Origin of the sequence: Sorangium sp. KYC3313 (assembly GCF_052075895.1) — a bacterium.
Lineage (GTDB): Bacteria > Myxococcota_A > Polyangia > Polyangiales > Polyangiaceae > Sorangium > Sorangium cellulosum_B.
This window is the reverse complement of the sequence record NZ_CP197255.1, coordinates 7643345-7666284: the sequence shown is the minus strand read 5'-3', so window position 1 is coordinate 7666284 and position 22940 is coordinate 7643345. Positions and strand designations below refer to the sequence as shown.

Sequence of the window (22940 nt, the reverse complement as noted above, 5' to 3'; positions counted from 1 at the left end):
GGCGAGCGATGAGCGACCTGGTCCGCTTCGGCGTGGCGATGGATCGCGCGCTGCTGGCCGAGTTCGATCGGCGCATCACCGCGCAGGGCTACGAGAACCGCTCGGAGGCGCTGCGGGATCTGGTCCGCGCGGACCTGACGCGCGCCGCGCTGGACGAGGGGGCCGAGGTGGCAGCCACGCTGACGCTCGTCTACGAGCCCGAGGTGCGGGAGCTCGTGCAGCGGATCTCCGAGCTGGAGGAGCGGCGCGCGGGGTCTCTGGTCTCCAGCCTGCTGGTCCGCCTCGACGCGGCCCGGCTGCTCCAGGTGATGGTGCTGAAGGGCCGCGGGCAGGAGCTGTCCGAGCTCGCCGGGCAGCTCGCCGGGGCCAAGGGGGTCCTGTCCTGCGCGCTCACGCCGGCCGCGGCGCTCCCGGGGGCGGCGCGCCGGTAGCAGGGGCGCACACGCCGGCGGAGGAGGGCTCTCCAGAGCCCCTGATCTACGCGTCGTCCCCGGGGCTGTCCGCCACTTTGACCGTGGTCTTGGGCGGGTCGACGATGAACGTCACGAGGCGCTCCTTGGCCTCGAACTCCTGCCGGTAGATCACGGCCGAGCGCTTGTACTTGAAGGGGCCCACGCGCACCCGGTGCCAGAGGCCGCGGCCCTTGACGTACGCCGGCTCGACGTACGCCTTGTGCCCGCGCCGGCGCAGGGCCGCCGCGAAGTTCTCGGCGTCGGTGGGGTCCTTGAACGAGCTCACCTGGAGCTGGTAGCTGCCGGGCCCTCCCCGCTCCGTCTCGGGACCCTCCTCGCGCGACACGTGGCGGGCCATCGCGGTGAGCGTGTCGTTCGGGGCGGCCTCGCCTCCGGGACGCCCGAGCACGTGCTGCGCCGGCAGCGGGACCACGGGCAGCCGGTCCGCGGCAGGCGGCGGGACCGGCTCCGCGGCGGGCGCCTCGGCGGAGGCGGCCGCCCTGGCCGCCCGCGGATCGCGCACGGCCTCGAGCGCGGTCGTCGGGTGCTCCGCGTCCGAGAGGACCGCGGGGAAGGTCACGTCCTCCCCGATCGTGGCAGGGCGCGGGGCCGGCTTCACGCCGGCCGGGTGGGCGCGCGCGACCAGATCGCCGAGCGGATCGGCGGTGACCGGCCGCTCGCGGTGCGGGGCACGCAGGAGCGCCACCGCCGCGAAGACGATGCACGCCCCGCCGAGCGAGGCCAGCACCAGCGCGCCCGCGCGTGACGGGCGAGCTCCGGGATCCTCTTCCTGGATCTCCTCGAGGTTCCGCACCGCCCCGGTGTCCATGCTCTCGCCCTTGCTGCGCCTCATGCGTCCTCCTCGCCCCGTCTACCCTGCCCGGCCGGCGACCCACAACTTTCGTGTGCTACTTTATCCTACATCGTCCAGATAAGTCCGGTCGTAGAACGAGCGCTCTCGGGCGAGCGCGCGCTTCGGCGGGGCCGGACAGCCTCGCATCGGCGGCGCGCGCGGGGAAAGTTCTCGGCTGGCGCCGGGCGCGCGATCACCGGCCGATCCCCGCGGGCTTCGTCCGCGGTGAGCCGTCTCGCGGCGCTGCCGTGACTCAAGGGGGCCGATCGGGTCACGAGGCGGCAGGAGGCGTTCGGTCATTCCCAGCGGAGCCCCACGATCATGGTGATGCGCGCCGGCGCGCTCGCCCCCCCGCGAAGGCTCGGCGTGGTCGCCTACACGAGCGACGAGGCGCTCGTGGAGGGCCTCCGCGCGAGGCATCCTGCCGCGCTCTCCGCCTTCCACGAGCGCTTCTCCGGGCACGTGCTCCGCGTCCTCGGCCGGCTGCTCGGCGGGAGCCGCGACCTCTCCGACGCGCATCACGACGCCTTCGTCCGCGCGCTTTCCTCCCTCGACACCCTGCGCGATCCGGCAGCGCTGAAGGCGTGGATCACCTCGGTCGCCGTGTTCACGGCGCGGACCTGCATCCAGCGGCGCGCGCGACGGAAATGGCTCCTCTTCTTCGCCCCCGACGAGCTCCCACCCCTCGTGGAGCCCCCGTACGGAGGTGAAGCCCGCGAGGCGCTGCGCGCGACCTACCGCGCGCTGGAGCGGCTCCCGGCCGACGAGCGCATCGCGTTCGCGCTGCGGCGCATCGAGGGCATGGATCTCCAGGAGGTCGCCGGCGCGTGCGGCGTCTCGCTCGCGACCATCAAGCGGAGGCTGGCCCGCGCGGAGGTCCACTTCCTCGAGGCGGCGCGGGACCAACCCGCCCTCGAGGAGTGGCTGAAGGGAGGCGCGTCATGAGCGATCGTCCCTCGCTCGATCGTCTTCATGAGCTCCGCCGGGCCCAGGATGAGGAGCTCGCGGCGCAGGATCTCGACGGCGCGCGCCGACGGTTCCTGGAGATCGCGGGCGGCGGATCCTCCCGTCCCGGGGCTGCGCGCCTCGGCCCCCCGCGTCCTCGGTGGATCGCGCCCGCGGCCCTCGTGGCGCTGGCGGGGGTCTGCGCGGCGCTGCTCCTCGTGCTGCTCCCGCCGCCGCCGTCGCTCTCGTTCGCGGTCGGCTCGGCGCAAGGTCAGGTCGGGGCGTGGATCGCCGCCAGCGCGGAGGCTCCTCTGGCGGTCGCCTTCTCGGACGGCACCTCCCTGGCGCTGGACGCGGGCGCCCGGGCGCGCGTGGTGGCCGCCGACGCACATGGTGCGCGCGTTCTGCTGGAAGGCGGCCGGCTCACGGCCACGGTGACCCACACCGCGACGAGCGCCTGGAGCTTCGACGTCGGCCCGTTCGACGTGCTGGTCACCGGCACGCGCTTCGAGCTGAGCTGGTCCCCGGCGAGCGAGGAGCTCACGCTGGTGCTGCGGGAAGGATCGGTCGCCGTGTCGGGGCCGCTCGTGGGGGGGCGGCGCGCCGTCGCTGCGGGAGAGACGCTCTCGGTCTTCTGCAAGGAGCAGCGCTTCGAGCTCACGCGCGGGGAGCTGCGCGCCGCCGCGCCGCCTGCGCCGTCCGCCACGCGCATCGATCAGCCGGCCTCCGAGCCGGCCCCCGCGGCGACCGGCGCGAGCGAGCGAGCGGGGGTCGTGAAGGCCGCGAACGCCGCCCCCCGCCGGCCGAGCTGGCGCAATCTCGTGGCCAGCGACAGGTACCAGGAGGCCATGACGGCGGCCGAGGCCGAGGGCTTCGACGGGCTCGTCGCCCGCGCGAGCGCGGCGGATCTGCTGACGCTTGCGGACGTCGCGCGCTTCTCCGGGAAGCCAGATCGCGCCGCGGCGGCGCTCACCGCGGCGCGGAGCCGGTTCGCGGGCTCCTGCGAGGCGGCGAAGGCCGCCTTCCACCTCGGCCGGATGGCGTTCGACCAGCGGCGATCGTACGCCGAGGCCGAGCGCTGGTTCCTCGTGTACCTCGAAGAGCAACCGGGCGGCTCCTTTGCGCGGGAAGCGCTCGGGAGGGTCATCGAATGCCGGGAGTCGATGGGATCGGCCGGCGAGGCCCGCGAGGCCGCGCGCCGCTACCTGGCGCGGTATCCGGCGGGGCCGCACGCCGCGCACGCCAGGGATCTCCTCGAGGGGGAGTGAGTGCGGTCTCGAAGGCCGGCTCGCGCGGCGCACGGCGGAGCCTGGGCGCTCGGGCTCTGCCTCCTCATCGCACCCGAAGCGCGCGCGGCGCCGCCGGAGCCACCGCGCCCGAAGGTCGTCCTGATCGCCGATCGCCGGTCCGACCCCATCATGGCCCGCGTCTATGCCGAGCTCGCCACGCTCGGATTCACCGTCGTGATCGTGAGGGGCGGCGCCGAGCCGCCCTCCCAGGGGCCGGTCGAGACGAGCGCACACGAGGCCGGAGCGGCGGCGGAGATCCGGGTGACGGAGGTGCCGGGTGGCGTCGAGGTCTCGATCGCCCATGGTGCGACTGGCCCATCGGTCCAGAGCGCCGTGATGGCCGACGATCCAGCCACGGTCGCGGTTCGCGCGGTGGAGCTCCTGCGCGCGAGCCTCCTGGAGGTGCGGTCGCCCCGTCCGTCGCAGGGCGAGGTCGAGGCCGATCCCGAGGCTCGCGCCGCCGTCGACATGCAAGAGCCACCGCCGGCCAGGCCCGCGCCCGTCGTCGCCGCGCGCTCGCGAGCCGACGGCCCCCCCCGCGCGCCCCCTCCCCCGGCCTCCAGGCCAGGCGCGACCCGGAGAGCACCGGTGACGTTCGGCGTCGGGGCGGCGCCGGCGGTCCTGTGGAGCGCAGGCGGCGTGCCCGCCACACCGATGCTGGACGTGTCGGGGTATGCGATGATCTGGTCTCGTCTGGGGCTCTCCGCCTTCCTCCAGATCCCGCTCGCCAGCGCGAGCCGTGAGGGCAAAGAGGGCACGCGGCACACGCGCATCGCGCTCGCCGCCCTGGGGGTGCGCGTCCCGCTCGGCCCCACCGACGCCGCGTGGCTGCCATCGGCCGGCGCAGGGCTCGCCGCCGCCTGGCTGCACGTCGAGGGCGAAGGCCGCTCGCCCCGGTACGCCGGCAGGTCGGAGGACGCGTACGCGGTCGCGACGTACCTGCGCGCAGGGCTCTCGTTCGCGCCGACTCCACACCTGCGGATCAGCGAGCACCTGCTCGCCGGCATCGCGGCGCCGCGCATCGTGATCGACGCCGCAGGCCGCGCGACGGACGCGTGGGGTCGCCCGTTCCTGGGCGCGTCTCTCGGCGTGGAGGTCGAGCTGCCGTGAGCCGAAATGGGCAGCTTCCGTGACCTCAGCGCAGACCATCTTGACGCCGGGCGCGTCGGCGCGCGGCATGGAGGACCCAATGAAGATCACGGCTACGAAGCGCTGGGCTCTGGGCTTGTCGGCGGCCTTCGCGTCCGCACAGGCGGCGTGCGGCGACCGCCATGTCGATCCGATCGTAGAAGTCCACCTGGCGACCACCGTCGAGGGGGCCACCGAAGGGCCGTGGGCTGCCTGCGTTTCCTCCGAGGAAGAGGGCAACTTCGCCCTCCCCCACGTCTGTCCGGATCCCGAACCGAGCGGTGAAGAGCGCATGTGCAGGGTGGCATACGTGGCCGAGCGACAAGACGATGGATCGACGTGGTGCGATGTGGCGGCGCAATGCAACTACGCGTGCGAAACGGCGGAGGACTGCCCGCGGCCGCCGAGCGGAACCGCCACGCCGGTGTGCAACTCGGTCTGCGAGCTGCCCTGCGACGAGAACGTCACGTGCCCGAGCGGCATGGAGTGCTGGCGCATGTTCCACGGGCCGGGCCTCTCGGATGAACAGGGCTTCTGCATGTGGAAGTACGAATGTGACTGAAGGTCGAGGTCGACGGACCTGGCCCATCCATCTCGGTCTGCCCGCGGGCCCGCGCGGCGACACGCAACCGCCGGGCCTTCGCGCGCCCGAGGCGCTATGACTCGGCCCGCATGAAGATCCCGCCCCTGCGCCGAGTCCTGCCCGCGCTCGGCCTGTCGCTCCTGGGCTGCGCGGAAGAGCCGTGGACGCTCACGATCGAGGTCGTGCCGGGGCACGAGGCGACCGCGTTCCAGGAAGATCCACCCGTCGCCCGGATCGAGGTGACCGCGACGGCGGCCGAGGGAGACGTCACCGTGTCGGCGGCGGCGCCGCCGGGCGGCGAGCTCGATTTCGGCGAGATCCCGGCGGCGCGGGCGTACACGTTCGATGTGCGTGGCCTCGACGCGGGCGGCGCGACCGTGGTGCGGGGGCGCTCCGCGGCGGGCATCTACCTCGCCGCGGTGACGGGCGACGTCCTGCCGCTCTTCGCCCAGCGGACCGGCCGGTGGGCGCGGCCGCCGGGCGAGCTCGCGGCGTCGCGCGCCGGCGCGCCCGGGGCGGCGCTCGCGGAGCGTTACCTGATCCTCACCGGCGGAGCCGCGGTCGGGGGCGCCGCGGCGGGTGACGTCGACCCGGCGCGGCTCGACGCGTACGACCTCGCGGCGTGGGGCGGGAGCGCCTCCAGCGGCGCGCTCCCGCGGGCGGCGCGGTCGCTCGTCGTCCGTGGAGACCTGCTGCTCACGCTGGACGACGAGGGCGCGAGCTGGACCGACGTCGCGGCGGGGCAGAGCGCCGAGGCGTCGCTGCCCGAGGGGCTCGGCTCGTTCGCGGAGGTGGCGGGCGGCCGGACGGTCGAGGCCTCGGACGGGCGCTCGTTCGTGATCGGCGCGACGCGCGCGGGGGCGCCGGGCGCGCCTTCGGACAAGGTGCTCGTCGTCGGCGCGGACGGGGCGCTCTCGGTGGCGAAGCTCCGCCACGCGCGGGCCGGCGCCGCGGCCGTGTGGGTGGAAGGCCTGGGCCTGGTCGTCGCGGGCGGGAGCGCGGACGGCGCGGGGCTGGAGGTGCTCGGCGACGGCGCGACCGAGTTCTTGCCGAAGCAGTTTCCGCCGGATGCCTCCGAGGGGGCGGGCGCCGCGGTGACCGGTCCCGGGGAGATCGCGCTCGTCGGCGGGGTCCACGCGGACGGGACGCCGGCGCCGACCCGCCGGCTCGCGCCGGGGTGCGCCCCGACTTGCGCGGCCGTGGAGATCGAGGGCGCCGCGCTGACCGCGGCCGTCGGGGGCGTCGCCGCGTTCGCGCTGCCCGGCGGGCGCCTCCTCGCGGTGGGCTCCGAGGCGGGCGAGGACGGGCTGACGCGGAGCTTCATCGTCGACGTCGCGGCGGCGCAGGTCGAGGAGCTGCCGCTGCGGGAGCCGCGGCGCGGCGCGGCCGTGGTGCCCGCGCCGAACGGGACGCTCGCGGTGCTCGGCGGGGTCCACGCGGACGGGACGCCGGCGCTGACGATCGAGACGTTCTTCCCGGAGTGATTGTCCCCTCGCTTCCCCGACTCTCGATATCCAGCCGGCCGCCGTGACGGCGCTCTGGGGCAGCCATTTCACCGACGAGCTTCGCCGGGAGATCGGGGGCAGCACGTCGGGCGTCCGGCGCCTCCGAGGACAGCCACCGACCGAGCGCAAGATCCTCCAAGTCGGCCGGCCCGCTGGCGCGTAACGTCCGCGACGTCGGAAGGAGGACTCATGATCGGTGGTATCAAGCGCGCGCAGGCCAAGGCGGGTTCCGAGGCGGCGTTCGAGGCGATCTTCAGGACCCACGCGGCGGAGGTCCGGGCCCACGAGCCGGGCACGCTCAGCTACGACCTGTTCAGGGACGGCGCGCCCGGGCGCTATGTGGTCCTGGACCGCTATCAAGACGGGGAGGCGCTGGCCGCTCACTGCGGCTCGCCTCACGGAGCCGCCTTGTTTCCGCGCATGCGTGCGCTGCTGGAGCGCCTGGAGGTGAGCTACTTTCCGGGCCACGAGCCCGGGGACGCGCGATATACGGCCCTCGCCCTGACGCGCGCTCCCCTGGACACGGCGTTCCGTCTGGCCGCGGACATCCGCCTCCTGCCCCGCTGGAGCACGCGCTTCTGCCAGGGATTGCGCCAGGAGGGGGAGCGCTGGATCGTGAGCTCCCCCCAGGGAGACGTGCGCTTCCGCTACGAGGCGGACCCGGCCACGGACGTGGTCTGGCACTGCGCGGATGCAGGCAGCGGAGAGCTGCGGATGCCCATGCGCATCGTGCGGCACGGCCCCGGGAGCCTGCTCCTCTTCACCATCCAGCGGCCGCCGGGGTGTTCCGAGGCGGCGTTCGACGAGCAGAGAGGATGGGTGGATCAGGAGCTGACGCAGCTGCGAGATCTGGTCGAGGGGTCGTAGAGACGCCCGGTGGGAATACCTCACGTACAGGACGACCACGCCCGGCGACTCGAGCGTCGAGTTCTTCGTGCGCTCGGCCGACGACACCGCCGATCTCGGCGCAGCGGCCGTGACGCTCGCCGCGACCGCGCACGCGACGCCGGCCGATACCCAGGTGTGCGACGACACCTCGACGCCTCCGTGCGCCGTCGATCTCGGCGCGCTGCCGGGAGCGCAAGCGGATTACCTCGAGCTCCAGGTGACGCTGAATCCGACGAGCGACGGCGCCGGCGGAGTCCAGGTGCAGGACTGGGAGATCGGGTATTCGTGCCCCGACGTGGAATGAGCCTGGGCACGTTCGCGATCCCTCCGGTGTCGGCTCACCTCTTCCTGCCCGCGCGCTGAGGCGCCTCCGCGCCGCGCGCCCCGTAGACCGCTCGTAGATCCTTCGCGATCTCCCGGAGCCGCGCCCGCAGCGCCGCCGGCTCGAGCACCTCGACGCCCCTGCCCAGCCCGACGATCTGCGAGACCGCGATCGACTCCCGCTCGAAGTCGACCGTCACGACGCTCGTCCCCTCGCGCCCGCACGTTCCCCGCCCCCACCGCTCGTGCTCGCCGCCGGGCCGGACCCGCCGGAGCGCCGCTTCCCCCTCCCCGGTCACGCGCAACGTCACCACGTAGCTCGCCCTCTGCTCCGCGAACCGCCGGTTCAAGGCCTTCCAGCACGCCGCCAGGTCGAACGCCTCCGGCCGCGCAAACGTCGCCTCGAGGAGCCGCGCGCCCGCCACCCGCGCCCCCCGGAAGATGCTCGGCCCCCGCTCCGTCCCGGCGACGAGGTACCAGCGGTCGGCCTTGATCACGAGCCCATACGGCTCCACCACCCGCTCGCTCGCCTCCCCGTCGAAGTCCCTGTACGCGAGCCACACCTTGCGATCCTGCCAGACCCCCTCCCGCAGGACGTCGAGGTGCGGCACCACCTCCCTGCCCTGGAACCACCCCGACGCGTCCACGTGGAGCCGCTGCCGCGCGTGCTCGGCCAGCGACCTGTGCACGGCCGGCAGCGCCGCCGACAGCTTGATCAGCCCGCTCTCCAGCGCCGCCGAGAGCCCGATGTCGGCCAGCGCCCCGGGCGCGGCGACCGCCGCGAGCGCCTGCACCTCGGGCCGCGTCAGCCCGGTCAGGCTCGTCTGCCACCCCTCCGCCAGTGCGATCCCGCCGCTCGGGCCGCGCTGCGCATAGACGGGCACGCCCGCGGACGACAGCGCGTCGAGGTCCCGGTAGATCGTCCGCGCCGAGACCTCCAGGCGGCGCGCCAGGTCCTCGGCCGTCAGCTGCCGGCTCTTCGCCCGCTGCAAGAGCAACATCAAGCTGAGCAGCCGATCCGCGCGCATGACCGTCCGTGGCTCCCGACCCCGAAATGACCCGCCCGAGAGGCTACGCGCAATTCATGACAGGAGATGTCAAGAATTCGCCCGTAGCGTCGCAGGACGACCGGAGCAGGCCGGAAAACAAGGGCGCACGCGCCGCAGGAGCCCGCGCGCGTCCCCGACAACGCCGGTCCCCAAGAAGGAGACACCGTATGAGACCGCTCGAAGGACAGATCGCCCTCGTCGCCGGAGCCACGCGCGGCGCGGGGCGCGCCATCGCGTGCTCGCTCGGCGAGGCCGGCGCCACGGTCTATTGCACAGGGCGCAGCGTCCGCGGCCGGCCCGCCACGGGCCGGCGCCCCGAGACCATCGAAGAGACCGCCGAGCTCGTGGGCGCGGCAGGAGGGCGCGGCGTCGCCGCGCAGGTCGACCACACCGTCGAGGAGCAGGTCGAGGCGCTCTGCGCCCGGATCCGGCAGGAGCACGGGAGGCTCGACGTCCTGGTCAACGACGTGTGGGGCGGCGACGAGCTCACCGAGTTCGGCCAGCCGTTCTGGAAGCTGTCCCTGCCCAGCGGGAAGCTCCTGCTCGAGCGGGCCGTCACCTCGCACATCATCACGAGCCGCCACGCGGTGCCGCTCATGCTCGAGCGCGATCGCGGCCTCATCGTCGAGATCACCGACGGGGACCACTTCGGCTACCGCGGCAACCTCTTCTACGACCTGGCGAAGATGTCGGTCATCCGCCTGGCCTTCGCCATGGCCTGGGAGCTGCGCCGCCACCCCGCCATGACGGCGCTCGCGGTGACGCCCGGCTTCCTGCGCTCGGAGGCCATGCTCGACCACTTCGGCGTCACGGAGGCGAACTGGCGAGACGCCGCCGAGAAGGACCCGCACTTCATCGAATCGGAGACGCCGTTCTACGTGGGCCGCGCCGTCGCGGCGCTCGCCGCCGATCCGCGCGTCGCGACGAAGTCCGGCCGCGTGTTCAGCTCGTGGGATCTCGCGAGGGAGTACGGGTTCACCGACGCCGACGGCCGGAAGCCCCACTGGGGCGAGTACTTCGAGCGGCACCTCGGCCGGTACAACAGGGCCGGCGAGGCGGCCTATGCGAGCTGGTTCAACGGCCCGATGGAGCTCGCGTGCCCCGACTGGCCCAAGGAATGAATGGGGTCGTGGGGGCATTCCCCTGCCGGAATGCGGGAACCGCCAAGGCGCCATAAGACGCCAAGATGTTTGTGTTCTTCTTGGCGTCCTTGGCGGCTTGGCGGTTCAAAAGACCCCACACTCGACCGCCCGATACCCCACCACCGTGACCGGCACGGCCGCGTCAGTGGGCGTAGGGCTCGCCGCGGAGCAGGGTCATCGCGCGGTAGAGCTGCTCGATCAGCACGAGCCGCGCGAGGCGGTGCGGGAACGTGAGCGGCGACAGGCTCCACCGGTCGTCCGCCGCGGCGGACACGTCGGGCGGCAGCCCGTCCGCGCCCCCGATCAGGAACGCGACCACCCCCTTGCCGCGCGAGCCCCAGCGCTCGACGCCGGCCGCGAACGCCTCGCTGCCGAGCGCCTTGCCGCCCACCTCCATGGCGATGACGTTCGCCCCCGCCGACGCGCGCGCAAGGAGCGGCCCGACCTTCGCCGGCGGGCCGTCCTGGATCTCGATCTCGTCGCACGCCACGTAGCGGCGGATGCGGCCGAGGTACTCGTCCATCGCCGCGCGCAGCGGCTTGTCCTTCACGCGCCCGACGGCGGCGACGACGAGTCGCACGGCGCGCTCAGCTCGGATCGAACCGCGGGGCGGGCTGCGCCCCCGGCGGCAGGCTCTCCTCCGGGACCGGGACGCGCCCCGCGTCGATCCAGAGCCCCTCGATGTCGTAGATGCGGCGCGTCTCCTCCTGGAACACGTGCACCACCACGTCGCCGAAATCGATGAGCACCCAGGTCGCCGCGGCGAGGCCCTCCATCGAGAGCGGCGCGAGCTTCTGCTTGCGCACCGCCTCTTCCAGCCCCGTCGCGATCGCGTGGACGTGCCTGTCGGAGCGGCCGGTCATGATCACGAGGTAGTCCGCGTAGTCGACGCGCCCCACGACCTCCAGGATCTCGACGCCGATCGCCTTCTTGTCGAGCCCCGCCGCGGCCAGCGCGAGCGCGAGCTCGCGCGCGGAGGCCGAAGGCTCGGGGACGGGCGGCGGCGTGCTCCGGCGCGAGCCGGCGCGCTTCGGGCCGGCGAGCGGCGACTTGGCGCGCGCGGGCGACCGCCCCGCGAGCGGCAGCACCGCCTTCGCGCCGCCCTCGCCGCCGCCCCGCGTGGGCCGCGGGGCCGGCGCGTCGCCGTCGTCGCGCGCCGGACGCCGCGCCCTCGAGGCCGGCCGATCCGCCGGGATCGGCCGCGCCGCGCGCTCCAGCGGCTCCGCCTCGCCGCCCGCGCGGCGCGCGCGGACCACCTTCTTCGCGCCGGGCTCGCCGACGCCCGCGTGGGAGGCGCGGATCCGGGGCGACGCCGGCCGCTTCGGCTTCGCCGCGGACGACGCTCGACCGGCCGCGCCCGCCTTGGCCGTGGTCGCCTTCTTCCGCGCCGGCGCGCGGGGCTCCGCGCCCTCGCCCGCCTTCGCCCCCGACTTCGCCCGCGGCTTGCCGCTCCCCTCGCCTGCGTCCTTCTTGCTCGCCAACGTTCTCTCGCTTTCTTGCGCCCGTCGATGACGGGCGCCACTCGTCTCGCCCGCGTCAGCGGGTCTGGCCCTCGCCGTACGCGATCCACTTGAGCGTCGTCAGGCTCGCGAGCCCCATCGGGCCGTAGGCGTGGAGCTTCGTCGTGGAGATGCCGATCTCCGCGCCGAGGCCGAGCTCGCCGCCGTCGTTGAACCGGGACGACGCGTTCACGAGCACGCAGCTCGCGTCGACCTCGCGCAGGAACCGCTGCGCGTGGTCGTAGCGGGGCGTGCAGATCACCTCGGTGTGCATCGAGCCGTAGCGGCCGATGTGCTCGATCGCCTCGTCGAGCGACCTCACGACCCGGACCGCGAGGATGGGCGCGAGGAACTCCCGCCCGTAGTCGTCCTCCGCGGCCTTGCGCGCCGACGGCACGAGCGCGCAGGTGCCGGCGTCGCCGCGCAGCTCGAGCCCGCGCTCCGAGAGGGCGGCCACGCGCCCGAGCAGCGGCGCCGCGACGCTCTCGTGGACGAGCAGGCACTCCAGCGCGTTGCAGACGCCGGGGCGCTGGAGCTTGCCGTTCTCGACGAGGCGGCAGGCCATCTCGATATCGCAGCCGGCGTCGGCGTAGAGGTGGTTCACGCCCTTGTAGTGCTGGATCACGGGGACGCGCGCGTTCTCCGCGACGAACCGGATGAGCCCCTCGCCGCCGCGCGGGATGGCCAGATCGATCATGCCGGTCAGGCCGAGCAGGATCCGCGTGGCCTCGCGGTCGAGCGAGGGGACCCTCTGCACGGCGTCGGCCGGCAGCCCGACCGAGCGCAGCGCGTCCGAGATCAGCTCGCCGAGGGCCGCGTTCGAGCGCGCCGCCTCCTTGCCGCCGCGGAGGATCGCGGCGTTGCCGCTCTTCAGGCAGAGCACCGCGGCGTCGACCGTCACGTTGGGGCGCGACTCGTAGATCATCGCGATCACGCCGAGCGGGACGCGCACCTGCCCGACGAGGAGCCCGTTCGGCCGCCGCTCCATCCCGACGACTTGCCCGACCGGGTCGCTGGCGGCGGCGACCTCGAGCACCGCGCCGGCGATCGCCGCGAGCCGCGCCTCGTCGAGCACGAGCCGGTCGACGAGCGCCTCGGAGACGCCGGCGGCGCGCGCCGCGGCCACGTCCTCGGCGTTCGCGGCCAGCACCGCGGAGCGCTTGCCCTCGCCGGCCTCGGCGCGCAGCCGCTCGGCGATGGCGCGCAGCGCGCGGTCCTTCTGGGCCCTGTCCAGCGGGGCGAGGGCGCGGGCGGCCGCCCGGGCGCGCTGGCAGAGCGCGCGAAGCGTGCCCTCTAGATCGATGTTGCTCTGTTCCACAGCGGGAACCTAGCTCGCCTCCCTGCGCGGGCCAACCGTTCTCCTGCGCGTCCATGCTAGCGTACCCGCCGTGTCCGGCGATCTCCGAAGCCCGATCCAGGCGTCCTTCGCACCCCGCTTCCGAGACGCCCGCCGCGCCCGCACGGGGAGCGCCGCTGCCCGCCCGCGGCGCGGCGCGGCGCTCCTCGCGGGGGCGCTCCTCGCCGTGATCGCTCCGGCGTGCCGCGGCTCGGACGCAGGCGAGGACGCGCCCGCCACGGCGAGCACCGGCATCCCCCTCGCGGCGCCGGGCGCGCTGGGGGCGCCGCTCGACGCGCCGCCGGCGGGCCCCTCCGTCCCCTCCTCGCCGTTCGCCGATCCGGAGGGGCTCCAGGTCCCGCCCGATCCCGCCGACCCTCCCGAAATGCCGCTGTATCGTGCTCCTCCCGGGAACACCGGGGGGAGCGGAGTGGAGCTATGACACGCGCCCGCCTCGCCTCGCCGATCGCCGCGCTCTCCGCGATCCTCGCCGCGCACCTCGGCGCGGCGTGCTCCTCCGCCGCGCCGAAGCCGCTGCCGCCCGGTCCGCCGCCCGAGTACGAGCGCCCGCGCGCGTACGACGGCGGCGTCGGCGACGCGCCGGCCGCGACGCCGGACGAGCCGGATGCAACGGATGCGACCGACGCGACGCCGGGCGCGCCGCTGCTCGCCCCGTCGCCGGGCGCGCCGCCGGCGTCCACGCAGCCGCCGCCCACCACGCCGCCGCCGCCGCCCACGCAGCCGTAGCGCCATGCGCCGCGAGCGGGCGTGCGGCGAGCGCCTCGGCCGCGCGACTCTGGCGGATCCAGCCCCGCCATGCTAGCGGCAGCCATGCTCTCACCCCGGCGGGACTTCGTCGTCATCCTCGATTTCGGCTCTCAGTACACGCAGCTCATCGCCCGGCGCGTGCGCGAGTCTGGCGTCTACTGCGAGATCCACCGCTTCGACGTGCCCGTCGCCGAGCTGCGCCGGCTCGCCCCGCGGGCGCTCATCCTCTCGGGCGGCCCCGCCAGCGTGTACGGAGACAACGCTCCCCGCTGTTCCCGGGAGGTGCTGGAGCTCGGCGTCCCGACGCTGGGCATCTGCTACGGGCTCCAGCTCATGGCGTATCACCTCGGCGGCAAGGTCGAGCGCGCGCACACGGGGGGCGAGTACGGCCCCGCGGCGGTGCGCGTCGAGCGCCCGACGGGCATCTTCTCGCGCTTCGTCGAGGGCGACTCCCTCGACGTCTGGATGAGCCACGGCGATCGGCTCACCGCGATGCCGGAGGGGTTCGTGTCGCTCGGCACCACGACCGGCAGCCCGCTCTGCGCCGTCGCCCGCGAGCGCGACAAGCTCTACGGCCTCCAGTTCCACCCCGAGGTCGTCCACACGCCGCGCGGCAAGGAGATCCTCCAGTCCTTCCTGTTCGACGTCGCCGGCCTCTCGCCGACCTGGACGCCCGCGTCGTTCGTCGAGGAGGCGATCGCCGCGGTCCGCGAGAAGGCCGGGCCGAGCGACCGCGTCATCCTGGGCCTCTCGGGCGGGGTCGACTCGTCGGTCGCCGCCGTGCTCTGCCAGCGCGCCCTCGGCGACCGGCTGACGTGCATCTTCGTCGACAACGGCCTGCTTCGCGAGGGCGAGGCGGAGAGCGTCGAGCGGACCTTCCGCGATCACTTCCACATGAACCTCGACGCCGTCGACGCGTCGGCGCGGTTCCTCGAGGGGCTGCGCGGCGTCGTGGATCCCGAGCAGAAGCGCAAGGTGATCGGCCGCCTGTTCATCGAGGTGTTCGAGGAGGAGGCGAAGCGGGTCCAGGGCGCGAAGTGGCTCGTCCAGGGCACGCTCTACCCCGACGTGATCGAGAGCGTCTCGTTCAAGGGGCCGAGCGCCGTCATCAAGAGCCACCACAACGTCGGCGGCCTGCCCGAGCGGATGAACCTCGGCCTGATCGAGCCCCTGCGCGAGCTCTTCAAGGACGAGGTGCGGGCCGCCGGCGAGGCGATGGGCATGCCGCGGGACATCCTGTACCGCCAGCCGTTCCCCGGCCCGGGGCTCGCGGTGCGTTGCCTCGGCGAGGTGACGCCGGAGAAGCTCCGCGTGCTCAGGGCGGCCGACGCCATCTTCGACCAGGAGATCCGCGCCGCCGGGCTCTACGAGTCGCTCTGGCAGAGCTTCTGCGTGCTCCTCCCGGTGCGCTCCGTGGGCGTGATGGGCGACGAGCGCACCTACGACGAGGCGATCGCGCTCCGCGCGGTGCACTCGACCGACGGGATGACGGCCGACTGGGCGCGGCTGCCCTACGACCTCATCGCCCGGGTGAGCTCGCGCATCATCAACGAGGTGCGCGGCGTGAACCGCGTGGTGCTCGACGTGTCCTCGAAGCCGCCCTCGACGATCGAGTGGGAGTGACGATGGCCAGCGCGAGCGCGAAGCGGACGCGCGCCACGGCGGCGCTCCTGATGCTCGGGCTGTCGGCGTGCGTCGCGCGGGCTCCGGCGACGGTCTCGCTGCGGGTGAAGGGGAACGTGCCCGACGCGTCGGTCACCATCGACGACCAGTACATCGGCGCGCTCGCTTACGTCGCCGCCCACGGCGTCGCGCTGCCGCCCGGCGCGCACCGGATCACCGTGGAGAAGGCCGGCTACTTCGCGTGGGACCGCCTGGTCGAGGCCAGGAGCGGCGCCCCGCCGATCCACCTCCAGGTGCAGCTCACGCCCGTGCCGGATTGACGATCTCGCGGGGCTGGCACCGGCCGGCCCTGGCGCAGGCGCCCCCTCACCGGGGCGCACGAGAGAGAGCACAGGACGAAATCATCGCCATGCGGTCTCCGTAATCCATGCGGTGGATGCACGCGGCATCCATCCCGATCTCCACCTTACGGGGGACCGCATCATGCCGAATCGGAGCAGTCCGAAGGCGCGCGTGACGAAGACGCGCGCGCCTTCCACGAACAAATCAGCTCGACGCGCCCGCCGGTGCGCCACCCTCGAGGTGTGCGGCCCCGAGAGCCGTCGTCCGGGAGGCCGCCTGTTTCACGCCCTGTGCGATCTCGCCGATCGCTTCCTGCAACGCCGGGGAGATCCGCGGGCGATGCAGCTGGGCACCGTGCTGTTTTATGTCGCCTTCCACAGCGCTCGAGTCGCCGAGGACGACGACTTTCGCCTCTCTCTCCGGACCTCCCTGGACATGCTCGTCGAGCTCGAGCCGGTCGAGCGCTGGCTCCGGCCGCCGGCGTTCGACGTGCCATCCGGACGGCCTGCGCCGCGCCCCTACCCCACCTGCGCCGGCGCGGAGCTCCCGGCGCCACGAGGCTCCGGATGACGCCGCCGCGCACCTCGCCGTCCGCGCCGCCGTCCGCGCCGCCGTCCGCGCCGCCGTCCGCGCCGGCGCGCCCGTCGTTCGAGACGGTCTATGCCGTGGGCTTGCCGTTCCTTCACCACGCGCTCCGCTGGCTGGGTGTCTCGGTGAACGATCTGGACGACATGCTCCAGGAGGTCTTCCTCGCGGCCTATCGGGGCCTGGCCAGCTACGAGCCATGGCGGTTCCACGCGGCCCCTGCGGGCGGGCTCGCCGCGGCAGGACCGCCGCCGCTTCGCATCACGCCCGAGGCGGCGCTGCATCGATGGCTGTTCGGCATCGCCTGGAGAAAGACGAGCCACTATCACGCGCGCGCTCACCGGCGTCGCGAGATCCCCTCCGGGGCCGGCGTGTCCTGGCCGTTCGACGGGCGCGCCCCGGCGCCGACGCCCGAGCAGTCGCTCGCGGGCGCGGACCGCGCCGAGATCGTGACGGCGCTGCTGCTGAAGATCGCGCCCGAGCGGCGCGTGATCCTCGTCATGTACGATCTCCTCGGCGTCGCGGTGGCCGACATCGCCGGCGAGCTTTCGCTCAACGAGAACACGGTCCGCTCCCGCCTGCGCCTCGCCCGCGAGGACTTCCGCGCCGCCGTCGCGCGTCAGTCGGCCGAGCGCCGCAGCGCCCTGTGCGCCCTCATCGCGTCGGAGCGCCCCCTCCACACGAGCGCCGCAACCATGCTCCACGCCGTGCGCGCGTTCCCTCCCGTCCCCGCGCCTGCTGCACGCGCGCTCCGGCGCCGCCTCCAGCAGCGGATCGACGAGCGCGCTGCCATTGCCAGGGCCGCCCCGCCGGCACCGTGGTAAGGACCAGCGAGCCAGCGCCACCAACGCACGGACGATAGGGACAGAACGCAACACACACGGCGCCGCACACACCCACGCGACCACGCGACCACGCGACCACGCGACGGCAGACAGCACAGACGGCACAAACGTCACAGACGGCAAGATGAGAGCGAAAAATACGAAGCGGGCGACCCCACTGACAGCTTGACGCCCCCGCACGTTTGTGTAGTCTCCGCCGCCCTCGCAGAGAAAGTCCTACGATCATGGCCAATACTCCGAAGTGGAATGTCCGTCTGCGTCACGAATGGCTCGCCACCCCGCTCAAGAAGAAGCGCCTGAAGCGCTGCCAGAAGGCGCGGATCGGCCTGCTCGATGCGGAGCAGCGCAAGGCTGCCAAGCAGAAGCCCGTCCAGGTCGAGCAGCCCGCGAGCTGACCGGCCGACCACCGTTACGCACCGCGCGACACTTGCCAGCCCGGCCGCGCGAACACCTCGACAACACGTGCCGATCGCGGTTCCGCAGGTCGGCGCCCTCGCGCGGCGCGATCCGTGGTAGCGTCGCTTCGCGGTGTTCGCCCGCGCGTTGGCGACGACCCGTCGATCCTCGCCTCTGGTGAGGTTCGACCCGGATCCATGGGAGCGAGGCCCTGAGCGTGTCGGATTCGAGCTTTTCGCCCGGTCGCTCGGGCACTCCTGCCGTGCCTTCGTCTCGCTCTGCAGGGGGCGAGGAGGGCGACGGACCCACCCGCGTCATGAGCGACACGGAGCGGCAGGCCGCGCTTGCCGCCGTGCGCGGAGCGCAGGCCGCGGCCGCCGCCGCTGCGGTCACCTCTACGACCGCGGAGACGGTTCGCCCTCCGCCTCCGCCTCCCCCCGCGGGGGCTCCCCCTCCCTCCGCGTCGGGCGCGGCGGCGCACGAGCTGGCCGCCGAGACGGTCCGCCCCGCTGCGCTCCCCAAGGGGCTCGCCGCGGCGGCAGCGCACGACGCGACCGCCGACACGGTCCGTCCACCCGCTCCTCCCACGGGGAGCGCGGCGAGCCCTGTCGAGAGCGCGGCGGACGGGCAGCCGGCAGAGGCGGACCCCCTCGTCGGCACCACGGTGGCGGGCGCGTACCGCGTCATCCGCCTGCTCGGCGAGGGCGGCATGGGCCGCGTCTACGAGACGCACCACACCCGCATCCCGGGCAAGCGGTTCGCGCTGAAGACGCTCCAGCCCGAGCTCGCCCAGCAGCCCACCGTCCTCGCGCGGTTCCAGCGCGAGGCCGAAGCCGCAGCGTCGATCCGGAGCCCGCACATCGTCGAGATCTTCGACGTGAACCGGCTGAGCGACGGCCGGCCGTGCATCATCGCCGAGTACCTGGACGGCAAGGGCCTCGACGAGCTCCTCGCAGGGTCGGGAGGGCGGCTTCCGGCCGGCGCCGCGGTGCGGATCGCGCGCGAGGTGTGCGACGGCATCGCGGCCGCGCACGCAGCGGGCATCGTGCACCGGGACATCAAGCCGGAGAACATTTTCCTCACGGGCGACCCTGCGTGTCCGACCGTGAAGATCCTCGATTTCGGCATCTCGAAGACCTCCGCGCCGTCCACGCTCACGAGGACCGGCATGGTGCTCGGAACGCCGGCGTACATGGCCCCGGAGCAGGCGAAGGGAGACGAGATCGACCCTCGGGCCGACATCTATGCCGTGGGGGCGGTCCTCTACCACGCGCTCACCGGGCGGCGCCCCTTCGAGCGCAGCGACCCGACGGCCGTGCTCCTCGCTGTCATGACGGAGGAGCCGCCGCCGCTGCGCTCGCTGAACCCGGAGATCCCGCCGGGCCTGGAGGCCGTCGTCCAGCGCGCCATGGCGAAGGAGAGAGAGGGGCGCCACGCGTCGATGGGCGAGCTCGCCAGCGAGCTCGCGCCCTACGAGGAAGCGGCCTCGCCCGGGCCGCCCAGCGCCCGCGCGTCGCTCGCGCGCGCGTCCGTCGCGCTCGGGCGGTCTTACGCGCTCTCGCACGCCTTCGGCCTGCCCGGCTCGGCGTCGTCCGAGGCGTACCTGACGCGGCAGATGGTCTTCCTCGCGGTGAGCCTCGGCCTCGGGTGGCTCGGCGCGGGCCTCGTCAGCTGCCTCGCCGGCTTCGCGCGCGCGGCGCGCGGCGACGCCGCCGCGCTGTCGGGCCAGGGCGCCACCCTGCTCACGCTCGGGATCCTGTGCGCCCTGTTCGGCGTCGGGCTTCTCGGCGGCTTCTATGTATTTCGGCGTGTCTGGCGGGACGACGCCCGGATGAGCGCGCTCGCCCCTCGGCTCACGACGCCCGTCGTGCTCGCCCTCGTGACCTACGGGTCCGCGTCGCTGCTCGTGCGGCTCGTCGAGGCCGTGTTCCTGCAGCGCGCCATCGGCATCGCGTGGCCGGTCTGGGACGCGTTGCTCTTCCTCGTCAGCGTGCTCGCCGCGGGCGCTGCCGCCCTGTTCCAGTGGCGAGGACAACGGCGATGAGCCCGCGGCCGAGCCGCCGGACGCGCGCCATGGGCCGCTGTCCGGGCGTGTGTTAGGGGAGCGGGCCATGCCAGCGCAGGCACCTGGAACGAGCGCCAGCCAGGCCAGCACTCCCGGCAGACCGGGCACACACGCGGGAACGACCACCGTGCTCGGCGCAGGCGGCAACGCCCCCGGCTCGCGCGCCTCCCTGCTGGCGCGGACGCCGCCCGCGGCGCGCTGGCTGGTCACGGGCGCGGCTGCGCTCGTGGCCGTCGTGTTCGCCGCGGCGCTGCTGCGCGACGGCGTCTCGCTCTCCCGGCTCGAGGCGGCCTCGCTCGCCGAGCGCGCGCCGCCGTCGAGCTCCGGCCTCCGGCGTCCGGCCGCGCCGCGACCTTCCGATGCTGTCCCCGCCGACGAGCTCGCCACGGCGACCGCGGGCGGCGTGCTCGCGCTGGAGGCGCTCGCCTCGCGCTACCCGAAGGATCCGGTGATCTTCCGCGCGCTGATGCTGCGCCACGCGCTGCCGCCGCCATACCACGCCGCCGCGCTCGCCGCGGCGAAGCGGCTGCTGGAGCTCGATCCGGGGGCGGCGGCCGACGACGACGTGAAGCGCATCGTCTCGAGCGCCGCCGGCGGACCGCCCGAGGCGGCCTCGGTCGCGCTCGACCTGATGGCGAGCGGGATGGGGAGCCACGGGGCGGATCTGCTCTACGAGCTCGCGGTGGGCAGCTCCGCGCTGAAGGAGCGCGCCGGGAAGCGGCTCGCGGAGGCGGCGGTCCTGGGGCGGGCGACGCCCGCGCTGCGCATCGCCCAAGAGCTCCGGATCGCGCCCTCCTGCAAGGCGAGGCAGGCCTTGCTGGCGCGCGCGACGACCGATGGCGATCGGCGCGCCGTCGATGTCCTCACGCCGCTCGTCACCAGCAAGAGCAAGGGCTGCGGCTTTCTGGGCATGAGCCGGTGCGCGGCGGCGTGCGCCTCGATCGCGGGAGAGATCAAGTCGGCGATCCAGGCGATCGAGGCGCGCACCGGGCCATCGCCCCGGGCGGCCGACGCGCCCGCGAGCCGATGACCGCGCCCGCGAGCCGATGACCGCGCCCGCGAGCCCATCACCTCACGCTCGAATCGGTGACGTTGACCGAGGGTTGCGCAGGTGGGAGCCTTGCCATAATAGGGCTCAACTCATGTACGTTCCTGCTCAACCCTGGTCGCCAGATTCATGGCGTGAACGGTTCAACGCTGCGCCGCTCCCCTATGACGATCCCGACGCCGTCCAGGTGGCCGTCGAGAAGCTCCGGGCGCTGCCGCCGCTCGTGACCTCGTGGGAGGTCGAGCGACTCAAAGGCTATCTGGCCGAAGCGCAGGTCGGCCGCCGGTTCGTGCTCCAGGGGGGAGACTGCGCGGAGACGCTCGACGACTGCCGCCCGAACATCGTCACGAACAAGCTCAAGATCCTGCTCCAGATGTCGCTCGTGCTGGTGCACGGCGCCCGCCGGCCGGTGGTGCGCCTCGGGCGCTTCGCCGGGCAGTACGCCAAGCCGCGCTCCAGCCCCGTCGAGACGCGCGATGGCGTGAGCTTGCCCAGCTATTTCGGGGATCTCATCAATCGCGCTCCCTTCGACGCCTCCGCCCGGCGCCCCGATCCAAACCTGATGATCGCGGGATACCAGCACGCGGCGATCACCCTGAATTTCATCCGTTCCCTGTCGGAGGGCGGCTTCGCCGATCTGCACCACCCGGAGTACTGGGACCTGAGCTTCCTCGAGCGGGCGGATCTGCCCGGGGAGCTGCGCGAGCGATACCAGCGGATGACAGAGCAGGTCGGGGAGGCCCTTCGATTCATGGAGGCGCTCGCGGAGGTGCCGGTCGGGGAGCTCTCGCGGGTCGAGTTCTTCACGAGCCATGAAGGGCTCCACCTGCACTACGAGTCCGCGCAGACGCGGAAGGTCGCGCGCCGGCCCGGCTTCTACGACCTGACGACCCACCTGCCGTGGATCGGCGAGCGCACGCGGCAGCCGGACGGCGCGCACGTCGAGTTCTTCAGCGGCGTGGAGAACCCGCTGGGCATCAAGCTCGGCCCGAAGACGCTCCGCGATGACGTGATCCGCCTCCTCGACCGGCTCAACCCGACGGACGAACCGGGCAAGATCGTGCTCATCGTGCGCATGGGCGCGGGCCGCGTGCGCGACGGGCTCCCGCCGCTCATCGAGGCGGTGCGGTCCGCGGGGCGCAAGGTGCTCTGGATGTCCGACCCGATGCACGGCAATACCCAGACGACGTCCAGCGGCATAAAGACACGGAATTTCGAGGATATCCTCACCGAGATCGAGGCGAGCTTCGAGGTGCACGAATCCATGGGATCCCACCTCGGCGGCGTCCACTTCGAGCTCACGGGCGACGATGTCACCGAGTGCGTCGGGGCGGGGCTCACGGAGTCCGATCTCGACCAGCGCTACGCCAGCCTGTGCGATCCGAGGCTGAACTACCGCCAGTCGCTCGAGATGGCGTTCCGCATCGCCCACCGCATGGCGGAGGCCTCCCGACGCGCGAGGGGCTGAGTCGAGGGCAGGAGTCCCCTGCTGGCGTTCCGTCGAGGCTGCCCAATGAAAACCGCAGGGGGTAGTTCGCCATGCAGACCATCTCGACGGAACAGGGTGAGAGCCGACAGGGCGGAGAGCAAGCCGCGACGGATGCCTCGCACGCATGCCCGCAGCGCTCCGGCGCCAGCCCCACGCTGCTCGAACATTTCCTGCCTGAGGCCGATATCGTCATGAACCACGCGATCGTGGTGATGGCGCCACCGGAGGTGACGTACGCCACGCTGAAGAGGGTGGATTTCGCGAGGAGCCGCTCTCTCCTCCTGCGTGCGGTCTTCGCGCTCCGCCTGGCCGCCGTGCGGCGCGCCCGGCGCAGGCTCCGCCTCGCGCCGCTCCCGGCGCGCGCGCGGATGTCGCTCCAGAACATCGAGGAGTACGGCCAGTCCAAGCTTGCCGAAAAGGAGGGATCCGAGATCGTCATCGGCTCGATCGCGCGCCTGTTCAGCGTGGAGAGCCTGTTCACGAGGCGGACCGCCGCCGAGTTCAAGTCGTTCGACTGCCCCGGTCACGTCAAGGGGGCGGCGAGCTTCGTCGTGATGCCCTACGGACAGCGCCGGACGCTGCTCGCGTACGAGGCGCGCGTCCGCGCGACCGACACGCGGACGAGGCGGCGGCTGTTCCTCCTGGACGCGCTGACGGCGCCGCTCGGGAGGCTCGTCATGCGCCGGATGCTCCGCGTCGTCGCCAGGGTCGCCAAGTACCAGTGCGCGGCGCCGGCGCATCATCATCGCCAGCAGGCCACGTAGTCTCCTCGGTGTGCCGGGCGCGGGC

Annotated in this window: 25 protein-coding genes; 20 read left to right on the top strand and 5 right to left on the bottom strand. The window is 73.5% G+C overall.

Annotation, left to right across the window (positions count from 1 at the left end; translation table 11 throughout):
* Nucleotides 1-8: 8 nt before the first annotated feature.
* Complete coding sequence (nikR, locus tag ACSRUE_RS29645; RefSeq protein WP_441286510.1) at nucleotides 9-431, top strand: nickel-responsive transcriptional regulator NikR; 423 nt, start codon at nucleotides 9-11, stop codon at nucleotides 429-431.
* Between the two features lie 46 nt (nucleotides 432-477).
* Here the strand turns inward: nikR and ACSRUE_RS29640 are convergent, their stop codons facing one another.
* Entirely contained in the window at nucleotides 478-1305 is an 828-nt protein-coding gene (locus ACSRUE_RS29640) for an SPOR domain-containing protein (RefSeq protein WP_441286509.1), read from the bottom strand.
* Nucleotides 1306-1626: 321 nt separating this feature from the next.
* Between ACSRUE_RS29640 and ACSRUE_RS29635 the strand changes: the two genes are divergently transcribed.
* From ACSRUE_RS29635 to ACSRUE_RS29605, 7 genes are all read left to right on the top strand, one after another.
* Complete coding sequence (locus ACSRUE_RS29635; protein WP_441286508.1) at nucleotides 1627-2250, top strand: RNA polymerase sigma factor; 624 nt, start codon at nucleotides 1627-1629, stop codon at nucleotides 2248-2250.
* The gene (locus tag ACSRUE_RS29630) at nucleotides 2247-3518 is read left to right on the top strand and encodes a tetratricopeptide repeat protein (protein ID WP_441286507.1); all 1272 of its coding nucleotides are present in this window, start codon (nucleotides 2247-2249) and stop codon (nucleotides 3516-3518) included. The genes ACSRUE_RS29635 and ACSRUE_RS29630 overlap by 4 nt, the downstream gene beginning before the upstream one ends.
* Nucleotides 3519-4649 carry a hypothetical protein gene (locus ACSRUE_RS29625; RefSeq protein ID WP_441286506.1) on the top strand — a complete coding sequence of 377 codons (1131 nt, stop codon included), beginning with the start codon at nucleotides 3519-3521 and terminating at the stop codon, nucleotides 4647-4649.
* A 79-nt stretch (nucleotides 4650-4728) separates the two neighbouring features.
* Nucleotides 4729-5229, top strand: a complete 501-nt coding sequence (locus ACSRUE_RS29620; RefSeq protein ID WP_441286505.1) for a hypothetical protein — start codon at nucleotides 4729-4731, stop codon at nucleotides 5227-5229.
* A 110-nt stretch (nucleotides 5230-5339) separates the two neighbouring features.
* The gene (locus tag ACSRUE_RS29615; protein ID WP_441286504.1) at nucleotides 5340-6734 is read left to right on the top strand and encodes a hypothetical protein; all 1395 of its coding nucleotides are present in this window, start codon (nucleotides 5340-5342) and stop codon (nucleotides 6732-6734) included.
* Nucleotides 6735-6944: 210 nt separating this feature from the next.
* On the top strand, nucleotides 6945-7622 hold the full coding sequence (locus tag ACSRUE_RS29610) for a putative quinol monooxygenase (protein ID WP_441286503.1): 678 nt from the start codon (nucleotides 6945-6947) through the stop codon (nucleotides 7620-7622).
* A 67-nt stretch (nucleotides 7623-7689) separates the two neighbouring features.
* The gene (locus ACSRUE_RS29605; RefSeq protein WP_437767584.1) at nucleotides 7690-7947 is read left to right on the top strand and encodes a hypothetical protein; all 258 of its coding nucleotides are present in this window, start codon (nucleotides 7690-7692) and stop codon (nucleotides 7945-7947) included.
* Between the two features lie 34 nt (nucleotides 7948-7981).
* On the opposite strand, the gene ACSRUE_RS29600 is transcribed toward ACSRUE_RS29605, so the two are convergent.
* Complete coding sequence (locus tag ACSRUE_RS29600) at nucleotides 7982-8992, bottom strand: helix-turn-helix transcriptional regulator (protein ID WP_441286502.1); 1011 nt, start codon at nucleotides 8990-8992, stop codon at nucleotides 7982-7984.
* 188 nt (nucleotides 8993-9180) lie between these two features.
* On the opposite strand from ACSRUE_RS29600, the gene ACSRUE_RS29595 reads away from it, so the two are divergent.
* A complete protein-coding gene (locus ACSRUE_RS29595) occupies nucleotides 9181-10134 on the top strand; it encodes an SDR family oxidoreductase (protein WP_441286501.1) in 954 nt (317 codons plus the stop codon).
* Between the two features lie 163 nt (nucleotides 10135-10297).
* Here the strand turns inward: ACSRUE_RS29595 and ACSRUE_RS29590 are convergent, their stop codons facing one another.
* Genes ACSRUE_RS29590 through ACSRUE_RS29580 form a run of 3 tightly spaced genes read right to left on the bottom strand, consistent with a single transcriptional unit; the run spans nucleotide 10298 to nucleotide 12972 of the window.
* On the bottom strand, nucleotides 10298-10735 hold the full coding sequence (locus ACSRUE_RS29590; RefSeq protein WP_437718623.1) for a 23S rRNA (pseudouridine(1915)-N(3))-methyltransferase RlmH: 438 nt from the start codon (nucleotides 10733-10735) through the stop codon (nucleotides 10298-10300).
* 7 nt (nucleotides 10736-10742) lie between these two features.
* Nucleotides 10743-11636 carry a ribosome silencing factor gene (rsfS, locus tag ACSRUE_RS29585; RefSeq protein WP_437767581.1) on the bottom strand — a complete coding sequence of 298 codons (894 nt, stop codon included), beginning with the start codon at nucleotides 11634-11636 and terminating at the stop codon, nucleotides 10743-10745.
* Nucleotides 11637-11691: 55 nt separating this feature from the next.
* On the bottom strand, nucleotides 11692-12972 hold the full coding sequence (locus ACSRUE_RS29580; protein ID WP_441286500.1) for a glutamate-5-semialdehyde dehydrogenase: 1281 nt from the start codon (nucleotides 12970-12972) through the stop codon (nucleotides 11692-11694).
* 70 nt (nucleotides 12973-13042) lie between these two features.
* Here ACSRUE_RS29580 and ACSRUE_RS29575 point away from each other — a divergent pair, with 70 nt between their 5' ends.
* From ACSRUE_RS29575 to ACSRUE_RS29525, 11 genes are all read left to right on the top strand, one after another.
* On the top strand, nucleotides 13043-13432 hold the full coding sequence (locus ACSRUE_RS29575; protein WP_437767579.1) for a hypothetical protein: 390 nt from the start codon (nucleotides 13043-13045) through the stop codon (nucleotides 13430-13432).
* Nucleotides 13429-13737, top strand: a complete 309-nt coding sequence (locus ACSRUE_RS29570; RefSeq protein WP_441286499.1) for a hypothetical protein — start codon at nucleotides 13429-13431, stop codon at nucleotides 13735-13737. The genes ACSRUE_RS29575 and ACSRUE_RS29570 overlap by 4 nt, the downstream gene beginning before the upstream one ends.
* Nucleotides 13738-13806: 69 nt before the next feature.
* Nucleotides 13807-15381, top strand: coding sequence for a glutamine-hydrolyzing GMP synthase (guaA, locus tag ACSRUE_RS29565; protein ID WP_441286498.1), 1575 nt, complete (start codon nucleotides 13807-13809; stop codon nucleotides 15379-15381).
* A gap of 2 nt (nucleotides 15382-15383) precedes the next feature.
* A complete protein-coding gene (locus tag ACSRUE_RS29560; protein ID WP_437300722.1) occupies nucleotides 15384-15701 on the top strand; it encodes a PEGA domain-containing protein in 318 nt (105 codons plus the stop codon).
* Nucleotides 15702-15894: 193 nt separating this feature from the next.
* Nucleotides 15895-16293: a hypothetical protein gene (locus ACSRUE_RS29555; protein WP_441286497.1), complete on the top strand. Its 399-nt coding sequence runs from the start codon at nucleotides 15895-15897 to the stop codon at nucleotides 16291-16293.
* The gene (locus tag ACSRUE_RS29550; protein ID WP_441286496.1) at nucleotides 16290-17132 is read left to right on the top strand and encodes an RNA polymerase sigma factor; all 843 of its coding nucleotides are present in this window, start codon (nucleotides 16290-16292) and stop codon (nucleotides 17130-17132) included. Before ACSRUE_RS29555 ends, ACSRUE_RS29550 begins: the two co-directional genes overlap by 4 nt.
* Nucleotides 17133-17377: 245 nt before the next feature.
* A complete protein-coding gene (locus ACSRUE_RS29545) occupies nucleotides 17378-17548 on the top strand; it encodes a hypothetical protein (RefSeq protein WP_012236312.1) in 171 nt (56 codons plus the stop codon).
* A gap of 317 nt (nucleotides 17549-17865) precedes the next feature.
* Nucleotides 17866-19593: a serine/threonine-protein kinase gene (locus tag ACSRUE_RS29540; RefSeq protein WP_441286495.1), complete on the top strand. Its 1728-nt coding sequence runs from the start codon at nucleotides 17866-17868 to the stop codon at nucleotides 19591-19593.
* A gap of 148 nt (nucleotides 19594-19741) precedes the next feature.
* Nucleotides 19742-20644 carry a hypothetical protein gene (locus tag ACSRUE_RS29535; protein WP_441286494.1) on the top strand — a complete coding sequence of 301 codons (903 nt, stop codon included), beginning with the start codon at nucleotides 19742-19744 and terminating at the stop codon, nucleotides 20642-20644.
* A 112-nt stretch (nucleotides 20645-20756) separates the two neighbouring features.
* Nucleotides 20757-22130: a 3-deoxy-7-phosphoheptulonate synthase class II gene (locus ACSRUE_RS29530; RefSeq protein ID WP_441286493.1), complete on the top strand. Its 1374-nt coding sequence runs from the start codon at nucleotides 20757-20759 to the stop codon at nucleotides 22128-22130.
* Between the two features lie 212 nt (nucleotides 22131-22342).
* Complete coding sequence (locus tag ACSRUE_RS29525; RefSeq protein ID WP_437767571.1) at nucleotides 22343-22915, top strand: hypothetical protein; 573 nt, start codon at nucleotides 22343-22345, stop codon at nucleotides 22913-22915.
* The last annotated feature ends 25 nt before the right edge of the window (nucleotides 22916-22940 follow it).

What these genes read in the sequence shown, in the direction of transcription:
- ACSRUE_RS29570 (WP_441286499.1), top strand. Translation starts at nt 13,429, where the DNA reads ATGACACGCGCCCGCCTCGCCTCGCCGATCGCCGCGCTCTCCGCGATC.
- ACSRUE_RS29635 (WP_441286508.1), top strand. Translation starts at nt 1,627, where the DNA reads ATGGTGATGCGCGCCGGCGCGCTCGCCCCCCCGCGAAGGCTCGGCGTG.
- guaA (WP_441286498.1), top strand. Translation starts at nt 13,807, where the DNA reads ATGCTAGCGGCAGCCATGCTCTCACCCCGGCGGGACTTCGTCGTCATC.
- ACSRUE_RS29550 (WP_441286496.1), top strand. Translation starts at nt 16,290, where the DNA reads ATGACGCCGCCGCGCACCTCGCCGTCCGCGCCGCCGTCCGCGCCGCCG.
- ACSRUE_RS29600 (WP_441286502.1), bottom strand. Translation starts at nt 8,992, where the DNA reads ATGCGCGCGGATCGGCTGCTCAGCTTGATGTTGCTCTTGCAGCGGGCG.
- ACSRUE_RS29620 (WP_441286505.1), top strand. Translation starts at nt 4,729, where the DNA reads ATGAAGATCACGGCTACGAAGCGCTGGGCTCTGGGCTTGTCGGCGGCC.
- ACSRUE_RS29530 (WP_441286493.1), top strand. Translation starts at nt 20,757, where the DNA reads ATGTACGTTCCTGCTCAACCCTGGTCGCCAGATTCATGGCGTGAACGG.
- ACSRUE_RS29540 (WP_441286495.1), top strand. Translation starts at nt 17,866, where the DNA reads ATGAGCGACACGGAGCGGCAGGCCGCGCTTGCCGCCGTGCGCGGAGCG.
- ACSRUE_RS29525 (WP_437767571.1), top strand. Translation starts at nt 22,343, where the DNA reads ATGAACCACGCGATCGTGGTGATGGCGCCACCGGAGGTGACGTACGCC.
- ACSRUE_RS29560 (WP_437300722.1), top strand. Translation starts at nt 15,384, where the DNA reads ATGGCCAGCGCGAGCGCGAAGCGGACGCGCGCCACGGCGGCGCTCCTG.
- nikR (WP_441286510.1), top strand. Translation starts at nt 9, where the DNA reads ATGAGCGACCTGGTCCGCTTCGGCGTGGCGATGGATCGCGCGCTGCTG.
- ACSRUE_RS29630 (WP_441286507.1), top strand. Translation starts at nt 2,247, where the DNA reads ATGAGCGATCGTCCCTCGCTCGATCGTCTTCATGAGCTCCGCCGGGCC.
- ACSRUE_RS29595 (WP_441286501.1), top strand. Translation starts at nt 9,181, where the DNA reads ATGAGACCGCTCGAAGGACAGATCGCCCTCGTCGCCGGAGCCACGCGC.
- ACSRUE_RS29615 (WP_441286504.1), top strand. Translation starts at nt 5,340, where the DNA reads ATGAAGATCCCGCCCCTGCGCCGAGTCCTGCCCGCGCTCGGCCTGTCG.
- ACSRUE_RS29545 (WP_012236312.1), top strand. Translation starts at nt 17,378, where the DNA reads ATGGCCAATACTCCGAAGTGGAATGTCCGTCTGCGTCACGAATGGCTC.
- ACSRUE_RS29610 (WP_441286503.1), top strand. Translation starts at nt 6,945, where the DNA reads ATGATCGGTGGTATCAAGCGCGCGCAGGCCAAGGCGGGTTCCGAGGCG.
- ACSRUE_RS29640 (WP_441286509.1), bottom strand. Translation starts at nt 1,305, where the DNA reads ATGAGGCGCAGCAAGGGCGAGAGCATGGACACCGGGGCGGTGCGGAAC.